At 69.4% G+C, this 11,319-nt stretch carries 13 protein-coding genes; 8 read left to right on the top strand and 5 right to left on the bottom strand.

The window, feature by feature from the left end; genetic code table 11:
- The first annotated feature begins 38 nt into the window (after positions 1 to 38).
- From Q8Q88_RS13060 to Q8Q88_RS13050, 3 genes are read left to right on the top strand one after another with little or no spacing between them, the layout of a single operon-like run.
- Positions 39 to 566 carry an HAD family hydrolase gene (locus Q8Q88_RS13060; RefSeq protein ID WP_305675622.1) on the top strand — a complete coding sequence of 176 codons (528 nt, stop codon included), beginning with the start codon at positions 39 to 41 and terminating at the stop codon, positions 564 to 566.
- Positions 563 to 1,471, top strand: coding sequence for an ABC transporter ATP-binding protein (locus tag Q8Q88_RS13055; protein ID WP_305675621.1), 909 nt, complete (start codon positions 563 to 565; stop codon positions 1,469 to 1,471). The genes Q8Q88_RS13060 and Q8Q88_RS13055 overlap by 4 nt, the downstream gene beginning before the upstream one ends.
- On the top strand, positions 1,468 to 2,838 hold the full coding sequence (locus tag Q8Q88_RS13050; RefSeq protein WP_305675620.1) for a hypothetical protein: 1,371 nt from the start codon (positions 1,468 to 1,470) through the stop codon (positions 2,836 to 2,838). The genes Q8Q88_RS13055 and Q8Q88_RS13050 overlap by 4 nt, the downstream gene beginning before the upstream one ends.
- Here the strand turns inward: Q8Q88_RS13050 and Q8Q88_RS13045 are convergent.
- Genes Q8Q88_RS13045 through Q8Q88_RS13035 form a run of 3 tightly spaced genes read right to left on the bottom strand, consistent with a single transcriptional unit; the run spans position 2,795 to position 5,673 of the window.
- A complete protein-coding gene (locus Q8Q88_RS13045) occupies positions 2,795 to 4,417 on the bottom strand; it encodes a cisplatin damage response ATP-dependent DNA ligase (RefSeq protein WP_305675619.1) in 1,623 nt (540 codons plus the stop codon). The genes Q8Q88_RS13050 and Q8Q88_RS13045 overlap by 44 nt on opposite strands.
- Positions 4,418 to 4,451: 34 nt before the next feature.
- Complete coding sequence (locus tag Q8Q88_RS13040) at positions 4,452 to 4,616, bottom strand: hypothetical protein (protein WP_305675618.1); 165 nt, start codon at positions 4,614 to 4,616, stop codon at positions 4,452 to 4,454.
- Positions 4,617 to 4,662: 46 nt separating this feature from the next.
- On the bottom strand, positions 4,663 to 5,673 hold the full coding sequence (locus Q8Q88_RS13035) for a ligase-associated DNA damage response exonuclease (RefSeq protein WP_305675617.1): 1,011 nt from the start codon (positions 5,671 to 5,673) through the stop codon (positions 4,663 to 4,665).
- A gap of 378 nt (positions 5,674 to 6,051) precedes the next feature.
- Here Q8Q88_RS13035 and Q8Q88_RS13030 point away from each other — a divergent pair, with 378 nt between their 5' ends.
- Positions 6,052 to 6,468, top strand: coding sequence for a PaaI family thioesterase (locus Q8Q88_RS13030; RefSeq protein WP_371129859.1), 417 nt, complete (start codon positions 6,052 to 6,054; stop codon positions 6,466 to 6,468).
- Positions 6,465 to 6,881: a PaaI family thioesterase gene (locus Q8Q88_RS13025; RefSeq protein WP_305675615.1), complete on the top strand. Its 417-nt coding sequence runs from the start codon at positions 6,465 to 6,467 to the stop codon at positions 6,879 to 6,881. Before Q8Q88_RS13030 ends, Q8Q88_RS13025 begins: the two co-directional genes overlap by 4 nt.
- Here Q8Q88_RS13025 and Q8Q88_RS13020 read toward each other — a convergent pair.
- The gene (locus Q8Q88_RS13020; RefSeq protein WP_305675614.1) at positions 6,878 to 7,258 is read right to left on the bottom strand and encodes a hypothetical protein; all 381 of its coding nucleotides are present in this window, start codon (positions 7,256 to 7,258) and stop codon (positions 6,878 to 6,880) included. The genes Q8Q88_RS13025 and Q8Q88_RS13020 overlap by 4 nt on opposite strands.
- A gap of 208 nt (positions 7,259 to 7,466) precedes the next feature.
- On the bottom strand, positions 7,467 to 8,483 hold the full coding sequence (gene phnD / locus Q8Q88_RS13015; protein ID WP_305675613.1) for a phosphate/phosphite/phosphonate ABC transporter substrate-binding protein: 1,017 nt from the start codon (positions 8,481 to 8,483) through the stop codon (positions 7,467 to 7,469).
- Between the two features lie 130 nt (positions 8,484 to 8,613).
- Between phnD and Q8Q88_RS13010 the strand changes: the two genes are divergently transcribed.
- The 3 genes from Q8Q88_RS13010 to Q8Q88_RS13000 all read left to right on the top strand — a co-directional run bounded on the left by Q8Q88_RS13010 (position 8,614) and on the right by Q8Q88_RS13000 (position 11,304).
- Entirely contained in the window at positions 8,614 to 10,305 is a 1,692-nt protein-coding gene (locus Q8Q88_RS13010) for a lysine--tRNA ligase (protein ID WP_305675612.1), read from the top strand.
- A gap of 52 nt (positions 10,306 to 10,357) precedes the next feature.
- Positions 10,358 to 10,726: a YccF domain-containing protein gene (locus Q8Q88_RS13005; RefSeq protein WP_305675611.1), complete on the top strand. Its 369-nt coding sequence runs from the start codon at positions 10,358 to 10,360 to the stop codon at positions 10,724 to 10,726.
- A 104-nt stretch (positions 10,727 to 10,830) separates the two neighbouring features.
- On the top strand, positions 10,831 to 11,304 hold the full coding sequence (locus tag Q8Q88_RS13000) for a MerR family DNA-binding transcriptional regulator (protein ID WP_305675610.1): 474 nt from the start codon (positions 10,831 to 10,833) through the stop codon (positions 11,302 to 11,304).
- Positions 11,305 to 11,319: the final 15 nt, after the last annotated feature.

Genomic DNA, 11,319 nt, shown 5'->3' with positions numbered 1-11,319 from the left:
TAAGCCCCAAGCCGCGCGCCTGACTGTATAGTGCCCGCGTGAGCCTGCCCGACGCCCAGACCCGCCCCGCCCTGTTCCTCGATCGAGACGGGGTGCTCAACGAGGACCCCGGCTATGTCCACCGCTGGGAGGACTTCCGCTGGATCCCCGGCGCGCGGGAGGCCGTCGCCGCCTTCAACCGCGCCGGCTGGTGGGTGTTCGTGGTGACCAACCAGTCGGGGATCGGGCGTGGCTATTATGGCGAGGACGACGTGGTCGCCCTGCACGCCATGATGTCGGAGAGCCTGGCCGAGGCCGGCGGTCGCATCGACGCCTTCTACTATTGCCCGCAGCATCCGGACGCGACCGTCGAGGCCTATCGCCATCCCGATCCCCCGGACCGCAAGCCCAACCCCGGCATGATCCTGCGCGCCCTGCGCGAATGGCCCGTCGATGTGGGCCGCTCGATCATGGTGGGCGACAAGGACGCCGACATGGAGGCCGCCCGGCGGGCGGGCATCCGCGGGCTGAAATTCCCGAGCGACAACCTGATGGTCTTCCTGGCGAAGGAGCTGGTTCCGGCATGATCGAGGTGAAGGACGTCGTCTACGACTACCCGTCGGCGCGGGCGCTGCATGGGGTGTCGTTCAAGGTGGAGGCCGGCGCCGTCCTGGCCATGGTCGGTCCCAACGGGGCGGGCAAGACCACCCTGCTGCGCTGCATGGCGGCGCTCGACGACGCCACCGAGGGCACGATCTCCATCGACGGCCTGGACACCCGGGACGACCCGCGCGGAGTCCATGCGACCATCGGCTACTTGCCCGATTTCTTCGGCCTCTACGAGGAGCTCTCGGTGCGTCGGGCGCTCACCTACGCCGCCCGCTCGCGGGGGGTCTCCGAGGCCGCCACGCCAGCCGCCGTCGAGCAGGCCGCCGCCCGCGTCCAGCTCGCCGACCGGCTGGAGACGCGGGCCGGAGAACTTTCGCGCGGCCTCAAGCAGCGCCTGGCCATCGGTCAGACCATCGTCCACCAGCCCCGCGTCCTGTTGCTGGACGAGCCCGCCGCCGGCCTCGATCCTGAGGCGCGCCGGGCGCTCTCGGACCTGATCCTGCGGCTCGCCAAGGAGGGCATGACCATCGTGGTCTCCTCGCACATCCTCTCCGAGCTCGAGGACTATTCCACCCAGATGCTGATGATCCGCGACGGCCGAGTGGCCGGCGGCGGGGTGGTCGCGGCCGGCGCCGGGGTGCGCGACGGGACCCGGATCAGCGTCACCTTCGCGGCCCCGCCGGCCGACCTGGACAAGGTTCTGGCCAAGCTGGACATCGCCCTGGAACGCCGGGACGGCGACACTGCCATCCTGCTGGCCGGGAACGGCGATGACGACTCCGCCGTCCTGGCCAAGCTGATCGGCGCGGGGCTGAAGGTGTCAGCTTTCCAGCCCACCCGCCGGACCCTGGAAGACGCCTACCTCGCCGAGGCCCAGTCATGAACCCGGAATTCCAGCGCAATCTCTGGCTCGAGTCCGCGCCCCGCCGCGTCGCCTGGGCCATCGTCGTCCTGCTGATGATCTACGGCGCGGCGATCATGGTCCTACGGACCAATCCCTATGGCGCCCTGACTGGCCTCGCCGGCGTCGGAGCGGTGGTCTTCGTGGCCTGCGGCATGATCTGGGGCGCGCGCGCGACGGGCGGTTCCATCCTCAACGAGATCGCCGACCGCACCTGGGACTTCCAGCGGCTCTCGGCGCTCGATCCCTGGTCGATGACCTGGGGCAAGCTCCTGGGCAGCGCCAGCCTGGCCTGGATCTGCGCGCTCACCGGCCTGTTGCTGATGGCCGCCGCCAGCCTGCAGCGCGGCGAGCCGGGCGCGCTCTCGACCCTGGTGTTCCTCACAGCCCTGGCGGTGCTGCTGCAGGCGATCTCCATGGGCGCGGCCCTGGTCGGGGTGCGCAAGGCCCGGGCCGAGGGTCGCACCGCCCGCGCCGGCGGGGTGCTGGGGGGCCTGATCGTCGGCGGCGTCCTGTTGTCCTGGGTGGCGGGCTCAGCCGGGTTCCAGCGGGGCGCCGGGCTGGAGGGCTTCGGCGCAATGCTAAGCGCCAAGGGCCTGATCGACTGGGGCGGACGCTACTGGCCGGCCGACGGATTCCGCGCGGTCGCGGTGACCCTGTTCGCCGCCTGGGCCGTAATCGGGGCCTGGCGGCTGATGCGGCTGGAGCTGCAGATGCGCAACGCTCCCGTCGTCTGGCCAGCCTTCCTGGTCTTCCTGGCCGTGTTCGCCGGCGGCTTCGCCTGGCGCGACGGCGGCCTTTCAGGCGCCCTGACCACCGGGGCGCTGGCCGTAGCGCTCAGCGCCTATGCCGCGGCCTTCGCCGAGCCCGCCGATCGGGTGCGGATGCGCCAGTTCCGCCATCACGCCCTGGCCGGAGATTTCGCCCGCGCCGGCCCGCTGGCGCCCGCGCCCCTGGCGCCGCTGATCCTGGCCGCCCTGCTGGTGGTCACCGCCCTGGCCGTCAGCGCCGGCAGCTTCGCGCGACCGGGCCTGGCCCAGGCCGCGGCCCTGATCGCTTTCCTGCTGCGCGACCTGGGCGTCATCGCGCTGTGCCGCCTGGGCGAGCGGCCGCAGCGCGGGGACTTCGCCGCGGTGGTGGCGCTGGCCGTGCTCTACGGGGTCGGCGGCATCGTCGGCTGGTCGGTAGACCGGGAGAACGGGGCGGCGCTGTTCGCCCCGCTGAGCGCCGCGCCGATGCTCAGCCTGATCTCGGGCCTGGTGCAGGCGGCCATCGCCTGGGCCCTGGTCGCCCGCAGACTGGGACCTAGCGTCCCTCCATCTGCGTCAGCATCCGTTCCAGCGTCGTAAGCTCGTCGGCCTCGCCAGCCGGCTTGTCCCAGCGGATGCGGCTGATGCGTGGGAAGCGCATGGCGACGCCGGACTTGTGCCGGGTTGAGCGCTGCAGGCCCTCGAAGGCGACCTCGAACACCAGGCCGAAATGGGCCTCGGCCCTGACCGAGCGCACCGGTCCGAACCGGTCGATGGTGTTGTCGCGGACGAACTTATCGATCTGCTTCAACTCCTCGTCGGTGAAGCCGAAATAGGCCTTGCCCACCGGGGTCAGCGCCCGCCTGCCATCGAGCCCTTCCGTCCAGACCCCGAAGGTGTAGTCGGAATAGAAGCTTGAGCGCTTGCCGTGCCCGCGCTGGGCGTACATCAGCACCGCGTCGATCAGGAACGGGTCGCGCTTCCACTTGAACCACGGTCCCTTGGGCCGGCCGGCCTCGTAGATCGAGTCCCAGCGCTTCAGCATCAGGCCCTCGGCGATCGGCGGGTCGCCCGGCGGCGGCTTGCGGCGCAGGTCGGCGAGTTCGGCCCAGGTCTCGAAAGGCTGGATCGGCGACAGGTCGATGCGTGAGGTCTTGAGCCGGCCCACGAAAGCCTCCAGCCGCTTGCGTCGCTCGACGAAGGGCAGGACGCGGGTGTCCTCGGGCCCGTCAGCCAGCAGGTCATAGGCGCGGATGCCGGCCGGGAAGGTCTGCAGCATCTTGGCGTCGACGCTCTTGCGGTTCAGCCGTTGCTGCAGGTCGCCGAAGCTGGCCACCCCGCCGCCGTCGCGCACCACCAGCAGCTCACCGTCCAGCGCGCCCTCGAACTCCAGCGCGTCCAGCACGTCGGGGAAGGTCCTGGATATGTCGTCGCCGTTGCGGGTGTAGAGCCGCCGCACCCCGGACTCGTTCACCGCCTGGACGCGGACGCCGTCCCACTTCCATTCGGCGGCGTAGTCGGCGGGGTCGAGCTTGCCGAAGTCGACCGCCTCGTCGATGGCCTGGGCCAGCATCACCGGCCGGAAGCGTCCGGGGGCCACCGCCGAAGGCCGGTCCGAGCGGCCCTCCAGCCAGGCGAACAGGTCCTCATAGGGCGGATGCAGGGCATGCCAAACCTCCTCGACCTCGGCCACCGCCACCTGGCCCAGCTCGGCCGCCGCCTGCTTGGCCATGCGTGCGGACACCCCGACGCGCAGGCCGCCGGTCATCAGCTTCAGCAGCGCCCAGCGGCCGGTGGTCTCCAGTCCGTCCAGCCAGGCCTCGATCAGCCGCTGGACCTCGGTCCTCGAGGCGCCGCGCAGGGCGTCGACCACCTCCGAAAGTTCCGGCTCACGGTTGGCGCCCGGCCGCGCGGGCCAGACCAGGGCCACGGTCTCGGCCAGATCGCCCACATAGTCGTAGGACCAGCGGAACAGGGTGGGGTCCATCCGCTCCTCCACCGCCTTGCGGATGAAGGCGGGCTTGGCGGCGTTGAAGACGAGACCCCCGGTCAGCGCCGCCAGGGCCCAGCCCCGGTCAGGATCGGGCGTCTCGGCCAGGTAGTCGCGCACCAGGGTCAGCTTGGCGTTGCGCGACGCCGTCAGCGACAGTCGGTCCAGGAGCTCGGCGAAGGCGCGCATGCGAAGAGCCTAACGCGCCTGGAGCGGCTTGGCCTCAACCCTCGCCGATCATGCCGCCCTCACGGTTCGGCTGGCGCGGCGCGGGCGCGGCCTCATCGATCATGCCGGTCTCGGCCGGGGGCGGTTTCTCGGTTGAATCCAGGCCGCCTTCCTTCAGGGGTTCGGGCGGCGGCGCAGGCTTGTCGCGGGGTTCGGTCATGGCGCGGCTCCTTCGCCCGACCAACGCGGCCTCGGGCCCTGTGTTCCTAGTCCTCGGCCTCGTCGTCATAGCCGACCAGGGCGAGCGCCCGGGCCCTGATCCCGTGCAGCTCGGCCCAGCGCGCCAGGGCCTCCTCGCGGCCATGGGTGATCCAGAGCTCGCCCGGGCGGATCTCGTCCACCGTGGCGGTGAGCTCGTCCCAATCGGCATGGTCGGAGATCACCAAGGGCAGTTCGACGCCCCGCTGGCGGGCGCGGGCGCGGATCTGCATCCAGCCCGATGCGAAGGCGCCGACCGGATCGGGGAACCGCCGCGACCAGCGGTCGGCGAGCGCCGAGGGCGGGGCGATGATGATGGCGCCTGCGAAGTCCTGTTTGGTGGTCGAGGTGGCCGGCGCCAGCGGCCCCAGCGGGACCCCGTGGGCCTCATAGAGCCGGTTCAGCCGCTCCAGGGCGCCGTGGACATGGATGGTCTTGTCCCAGCCCGCCTCGCGCAGCAGGCGGATGACCCGCTGCGCCTTGCCGAGCGCATAGGCGCCGACCAGGTGGCAGCGTTCCGGGAACTGGGCCACCGAGCGCAGCAGGCGGGCGATCTCGCCCTTGTCGTCGGGGTGGCGGAACACCGGCAGGCCGAATGTCGCCTCGGAGATGAAGACATCGCAGCCGACGGGCTCGAAGGCCGGGCAGGTCGGATCGCGGCGGCGCTTGTAGTCGCCCGAGACCACCATGGTCAGGCCCTTCCAACGCACCACCGCCTGGGCCGAGCCCAGGACGTGGCCGGCCGGGACCAGCGTCACCTCGACCTCGTCGCGGGCGATGGTCTCGCCATAGGCGGCGGCCTGGGTCTCGTAGGCGAAGTCCTGTCCGTAGCGCTCGGCCATGATGGCGAGGGTCTCCGGCGTGGCCAGCACCCGCTCATGGCCCGCGCGCGCATGGTCGGCATGGCCGTGGGTGATCACCGCGCGCGCCACCGGCCGCACTGGGTCGATGTAGAAATCGCCGGGCGCGCAATAGAGCCCCTCGGGCCGGGGACAGAGCAGGGCTTCGGGCTTGATCATCCTTGCCGATATGGGGGTTGGTCTGACTTTAGGAACATTACAGAGTATTTAGATTGTGAAAAAGAGGTCATGACTAAGACTTAACGAGTATTCGAAAGAGAAGTTTCATATACCCCTCTCATCGGGTCGCGGTTGTCGCGGCCCACCAGAAATAGAGGGACACCGCCATGCACAAGAGCTTCGCCTTCAACGGCCTCGCCAACCTCGTCCTCGCCGCCACCCCGCTGCTGGCCGTCGCGCTCGCCGTCTACACCCAAGCCTTCACCGCCGTCTAAGGTGGAGACCTTGACCTTCCGTCACGTTGACCGATAGGCGGAGGCGCCTCACACCTGGGGGATGACCACATTCCCAGAGGCCCTTCGCGAGTTGGCTAGGAACATGGTGCAATCCGTGCCCCAGGCCGCCGCCCTCGGTTTCGAGCTTGTCACCGTCGAGCCCGGGCACGGCGCCATCTTCGCCCCCTGGCGCGAGGACCTGGTGGGGGATCCAGACACCGGCGTCATCGCCGGCGGCGTGGTCACCGCCCTCCTCGACCACTGCTGCGGCCTGGCGATCACCTCCTCGATGCTGGGCAACGTGACCGCCTTCTCCACCGCCACCCTCGACCTGCGCATCGATTATATGCGCCCCGCCGCGCCCCGCGCCGGCGTCACCGCCCAGGCCCACTGCTACAAGGTCACCCGCACTATCGCCTTCGTCCGCGCCCAGGCCTTCGACGCCGACCCGGCCGACCCAATCGCCACGGCCCAGGCGGCCTTCGTCCTGAAGCGGCCTGAAGAGCCAGCCAAGCCATGAGCGATCCCGCCGAACGCCTGCAGGCCTTCCTCGCCCGCGTGCCCTATGTGCGCTTCCTCGGCATGCGCGCCGAGCTGGCCGGGGACGAGATGACCGCCATCCTGCCCTTCGCTCCGCACCTGATCGGCAATGTCATGATGCCGGCCCTGCACGGCGGGGTGATCGGGGCCTTCATGGAGATGGCCGCCCTCTCCCAGCTCTCGCTCACCGCCCAGAGCGCGCGGGTGCACAAGACCATCGACGTCACCATCGAGTACCTGCGGCCCGGCAAGGCCCAGACCACCTATGCCCGCGCCGACGTGCGCAAGATCGGCCGCCAGATCGCCAATGTGCATGTGGAGGCCTGGCAGGAAGCCCGCGCCAAGCCGATCGCCGCCCTGCGCGGCCACTTCCTGCTGGCGGGCCTGTCCTAGGCCGCCGCCTCGGCGTTCTCCCGCTTGTTCATCGTCGCCTGGGCGGCCATGGCGATGTCCAGGATGGCGATGCCCGCGACGGTCGCCAGGGCCGCGATCGCGTATTTCCGGCGCGGATTGCCGCGATCCATGGCGCGGGCCAGGGCGGTGATGTCCATGACGTCGCCGCCGACCCGCATCCAGAACCAGGGGCCGGGCTTGACCGGCGACAGCAGGCCCGCCCCCGAGGCGATCTCGCGGGCCCCGAAGGCGCTGACCGCCTCGTCCTCGAAATTCAGGCCGAAGAATCTCGACACCCGCCGGGGCGAGGCCACGGCGATCACCCCCAGCCCAATTGAAAGCAGGCCCAGGGCGCGTTTGGCGATCAGCAGGTTCATAGGTGGCGTCCTCTCCGGCTGGGAGCCCGGTTCGGAGAGAATGACGCTAAACGGTAGCGGTCGGTTCCTCGCGACGAGAGATTCCTCCCACGTTCACGGGGGAGGGGGACCGCGCCGCAGGCGTGGTGGAGGGGGCGAGACCGGGCTCTGAGTGTGAGGCCGCCCCCTCCACCGCCTATCGGCGGTCCCCCTCCCCCATTCCCGTTGGTCATGTGGGAGGAAGAGGCGGCGCTATTTGCCCCAGCGCCTTCTTCTCAGCGGAAATCTTGGCGAGCTCGGCTTCCGCCGCGGCCGTGGCGGCGGCGTCGCCCTTGCGCTTGGCGACGATCAGCTGGCCCGCGGCCTCCATCTCGCGCACCGGCAGCAGGTGGCTGTCGTCGGCGCGCCTGAAGGGTCTGGTCTGGATGCGCTCGAGGATCTTGCGCTGGCGCTCGGCCTCCGCCCCCTCGCCGACCCCGTAGCTGAACATGAAAGCGTCGATCTTGGCCTTCAGCGCCGGGTCCAGGTCCTTGCGGCGGATCATCGGATCCTCCGGGATGGTCGGCGAGGTCCAGATCACCTCGACATTGGCCAGGGTGTTGCGGGCCATGTCGGTCTCGATCATGCCCAGCCGGTCCATGGAGGCGGTGTTGTTGGTGGCCGCGTCAAGCAGGCCTTGGGCCACCGAGAACAGGTTGGCCTCATGGTTGGCCGAGCGCAGGGTCTTGAAGCAGGCGTTGGGATCGATCCCGCGCGGCGAGAACAGATAGGTCATGGGCGCCAGGGTGCCCGAGGTCGACTTGGCGTCGCCCATGCCGAAGTCCAAGGTCTTGTCGCAGGCCAGCAGCTTCTCCAGCGTGATCCCCGAGCCCTTCTTGACGATGATCACCGCCTGGTAGCCGTCCGGCCCGTTGGGCTTCACGGAGCGGGCGAAGACCTCGCCATTGGCCCGGCGCACCGCCTCCAGCCCCGACTGGTTGGTGAACCAGCCCACATCGGTCTGCCGGAAGCGCATGGCCTCGATCAGCGAGGTGTAGTTAGTCCCGAAGAATGGCTTCACCGGAATGCCGATCTGCTTTTCCATCTCGGCCAGGAACGGACCCCAGTCGGCCATCATGGTCTGGCGGCCCTCGGTCGACATGATCGAGAAGTTGAGCACGGTGGGCGCCGGGGGCGTCCTTTCGGCCGGCTTCCCACAGGCGGCCAGCGCCAGGGGAAGGGCCAGAACCATGCGCCTTGCGATCATCCGTGACTCCTCGATCTTGGCCAACAGCTGGCCAAAGCGTCAGTGTCGGCGGCTTGCGTGAAACGCTCGCGACGGAGATGAGCCGAAAAGTCCGCTTGAGGCGAGCGGCTTAGGGCGCTAACGCCCGCCCATGTCCGTGACCAACGCCCTGCAAGGCCTCTCCCACCAGGCCCGCGACGCCAAGAGCTGGCCCTTCGAGCAAGCCCGCCTGCTGCTCGACCGCATCCTGCGCCTGCGCCTGACCGACGGCGAGCGCGACCTGGCCGCCAGCCTGATCGGCGAGGGCAAGGCCGCCGAGGCCGTGGCGACCTTCCCGGCCCTGCTGAAGCCGGTGGTGTTCGAGACCGGCTACGGCCCCTCGGGCCTGCCGCACCTGGGCACCTTTGGCGAGGTCGCGCGCACCACCATGGTCCGCGTCGCCTTCCGCGCCCTCACCGATGACGTCATCCCCACCCGGCTGATCGCCTTCAGCGACGACATGGACGGCATGCGCAAGATCCCGCCCAATGTCCCCAATGGCGAGCTGTTGGCCCAGGACCTCGACAAGCCGCTCACCGTGGTCCGCGATCCGTTCGGCACGCATGAGAGCTTCGGGGCGCACAACAATGCGCGCCTGTGCGCCTTCCTCGACGGCTTCGGCTTCGACTACGAATTCGTCTCCTCGACCGACTGCTATCGCGGCGGCCGCTTCGACCAGACCCTGCTGACCGCCTTGGCGCGGTTCGACGCCATCCAGAAGATCATGCTGCCCTCGCTGGGCGAGGAACGCCGCGCGACCTATTCGCCGTTCCTGCCGGTCAGCCCCAAGACCGGCAAGGTGTTGCAGGCGCCGACCCTCGAACGGCACGTCGATCGCGGCACGATCGTGTTCCGCGACGAGGACGGCGAACTGACCGAGGTTCCGGTCACCGGCGGCGGGGTGAAGATGCAGTGGCGGCCCGACTGGGCCATGCGCTGGACCGCCCTGGAGGTGGACTACGAGATGTCCGGCAAAGACCTGGTCGACAGCGTCCGGCTGTCGAACCAGGTCTGCAAGGTGCTGGGCGGGACCCCGCCGGCCGGATTCAACTACGAGCTCTTCATGGACGAGAACAACCAGAAGATCTCCAAGACCAAGGGTAACGGCCTGACCATGGAGGAGTGGCTGCGCTACGGCGCGCCCGAGAGCCTCGCCTATTACATGTACCAGTCGCCGAGGTCGGCCAAGCGGCTCTATTTCGACGTCATTCCCAAGGCCACGGACGAGTACCTGCAGCAACTCGACGCCTTCAACCGCGGCCGGGCCGAGAGCAATGGGCCGGCGATCGACAATCCGGCCTGGCACGTCCACGGCGGCGCCCCGCCGGCCAAGGGATCGCCGGTCAGCTTCTCGCTGCTCTTGAACCTGGTCTCGGCGGCGGACGCCTCGACCAAGGAGATCCTCTGGGGCTTCATTCGCAACTATATTCCGGGCGCTACCCCCGAGACCGAGCCTCTGCTCGACCGGCTCAGCGACTTCGCGATCAACTATTACGAGGACTTCGTGAAGCCCTCGAAGCGGTTCCGCGAGCCGGACGCCAAGGAGCGCGCCGCCATGGCCGACCTGGTCGCCCGCTTCAAGGCCCTGCCGGCGGACGCCGACGCCGAGGCGATCCAGAACGAGGTGTTCGAGGCCGGCAAGGCCGCGGGCTTCGAGCCCCTGCGCGGCTGGTTCCAGGCGCTCTACGAGGTGCTGCTCGGCCAGAGCCAGGGGCCGCGCTTCGGCTCCTTCGCCGCCATCTTCGGCCTCGACCGCACCGTGGCCCTGATCGAACGGGCCCTGGCCGGCGAGCTCGTCGCGTAGGACGTCCCGATCTCCGACCTGTGGTACTGATCCGCATCCGCGGAGGGACCCGATGCGACTGTTGCTCAACCTGCTTTGGTTCATCCTCGGGGGCTGGATTTCCGGGACCCTGTGGCTGCTGGCCGGGGCGATCCTGGCGATCACCATCATCGGCCTGCCGTGGACGCCCGCGGCGTTCCGCATCGCCGGCTTCAGCTACTGGCCGTTCGGCAAGACCATCGTCGACCGCGACACCGGCGCCACGAGCCTGCTGCTGAACATCCTGTGGTTCGTCTTGGCGGGCTGGTGGCTGGCCTTGCACCACATCGTCCTGGCGGCCGGACTGGCGGTGACGATCATCGGCATCCCCTTCGCCTGGCAGCATGTGAAGCTGGCGATCCTGTCGTTGACCCCGGTCGGCAAGGGCGTCATCGAGACCTGACCAGCCGCCGCTCACGCTCAGGTTACCGCCGATCACCTTGACGTAAACGGAAGCGTGGTTTTACAGTGTCAGGAATAGGAACACAGCGTCCAGGGAGGACGCCCATGCCCGCAGACCTGCGCCGGCCCAACCGCACCTTCACCATCCGGCAGCTCTGCCTGGAGTTCAAATGCACGCCGCGCGCCCTGCGGTTCTATGAGGACAAGGGGCTGCTGGCCCCGGCCCGCGACGGCATGAACCGGGTCTATTCCTACAAGGATCGCGCCCGGCTTCAGCTCATCCTGCGCGGCAAGCGTGTGGGCCTGGCCCTGGCGGAGATCGGCGAGATCCTCGACCTCTACGACCTGGACGACGGCGGCGCGGCGCAGAACGCCAAGTCGCTGATGAAATTCCGCGAGCGCATCGTGGCCCTCGAGGCCCAGCGCCACGACATCGACCAGGCCATCGAACAGCTCCGCCACGGCTGCGACGCCCTGGAGCGGCAGCTGGCCGCCACCCGGCCCGACCTGCTGCCCCGCGCCGCCGACTACGACCAGGTGCTGCGCGAGCGCCTGGGCGATCTGGAACACGCCAAATAGGCTTCGACGCCTCGT

It is taken from the genome of Phenylobacterium sp., from assembly GCF_030697925.1.
Lineage (GTDB): Bacteria > Pseudomonadota > Alphaproteobacteria > Caulobacterales > Caulobacteraceae > Phenylobacterium.
This window is presented reverse-complemented; position numbering and strand designations above follow the sequence as displayed.

Excerpts from the sequence above, each read along its gene's own strand:
- Q8Q88_RS13030 (WP_371129859.1), top strand. The coding sequence starts at position 6,052 with ATGGTGCAATCCGTGCCCCAGGCCGCCGCCCTCGGTTTCGAGCTTGTC.
- Q8Q88_RS13025 (WP_305675615.1), top strand. The coding sequence starts at position 6,465 with ATGAGCGATCCCGCCGAACGCCTGCAGGCCTTCCTCGCCCGCGTGCCC.
- Q8Q88_RS13055 (WP_305675621.1), top strand. The coding sequence starts at position 563 with ATGATCGAGGTGAAGGACGTCGTCTACGACTACCCGTCGGCGCGGGCG.
- Q8Q88_RS13020 (WP_305675614.1), bottom strand. The coding sequence starts at position 7,258 with ATGAACCTGCTGATCGCCAAACGCGCCCTGGGCCTGCTTTCAATTGGG.
- Q8Q88_RS13040 (WP_305675618.1), bottom strand. The coding sequence starts at position 4,616 with ATGACCGAACCCCGCGACAAGCCTGCGCCGCCGCCCGAACCCCTGAAG.
- Q8Q88_RS13010 (WP_305675612.1), top strand. The coding sequence starts at position 8,614 with ATGTCCGTGACCAACGCCCTGCAAGGCCTCTCCCACCAGGCCCGCGAC.
- phnD (WP_305675613.1), bottom strand. The coding sequence starts at position 8,483 with ATGATCGCAAGGCGCATGGTTCTGGCCCTTCCCCTGGCGCTGGCCGCC.
- Q8Q88_RS13005 (WP_305675611.1), top strand. The coding sequence starts at position 10,358 with ATGCGACTGTTGCTCAACCTGCTTTGGTTCATCCTCGGGGGCTGGATT.
- Q8Q88_RS13000 (WP_305675610.1), top strand. The coding sequence starts at position 10,831 with ATGCCCGCAGACCTGCGCCGGCCCAACCGCACCTTCACCATCCGGCAG.
- Q8Q88_RS13045 (WP_305675619.1), bottom strand. The coding sequence starts at position 4,417 with ATGCGCGCCTTCGCCGAGCTCCTGGACCGACTGTCGCTGACGGCGTCG.
- Q8Q88_RS13050 (WP_305675620.1), top strand. The coding sequence starts at position 1,468 with ATGAACCCGGAATTCCAGCGCAATCTCTGGCTCGAGTCCGCGCCCCGC.
- Q8Q88_RS13035 (WP_305675617.1), bottom strand. The coding sequence starts at position 5,673 with ATGATCAAGCCCGAAGCCCTGCTCTGTCCCCGGCCCGAGGGGCTCTAT.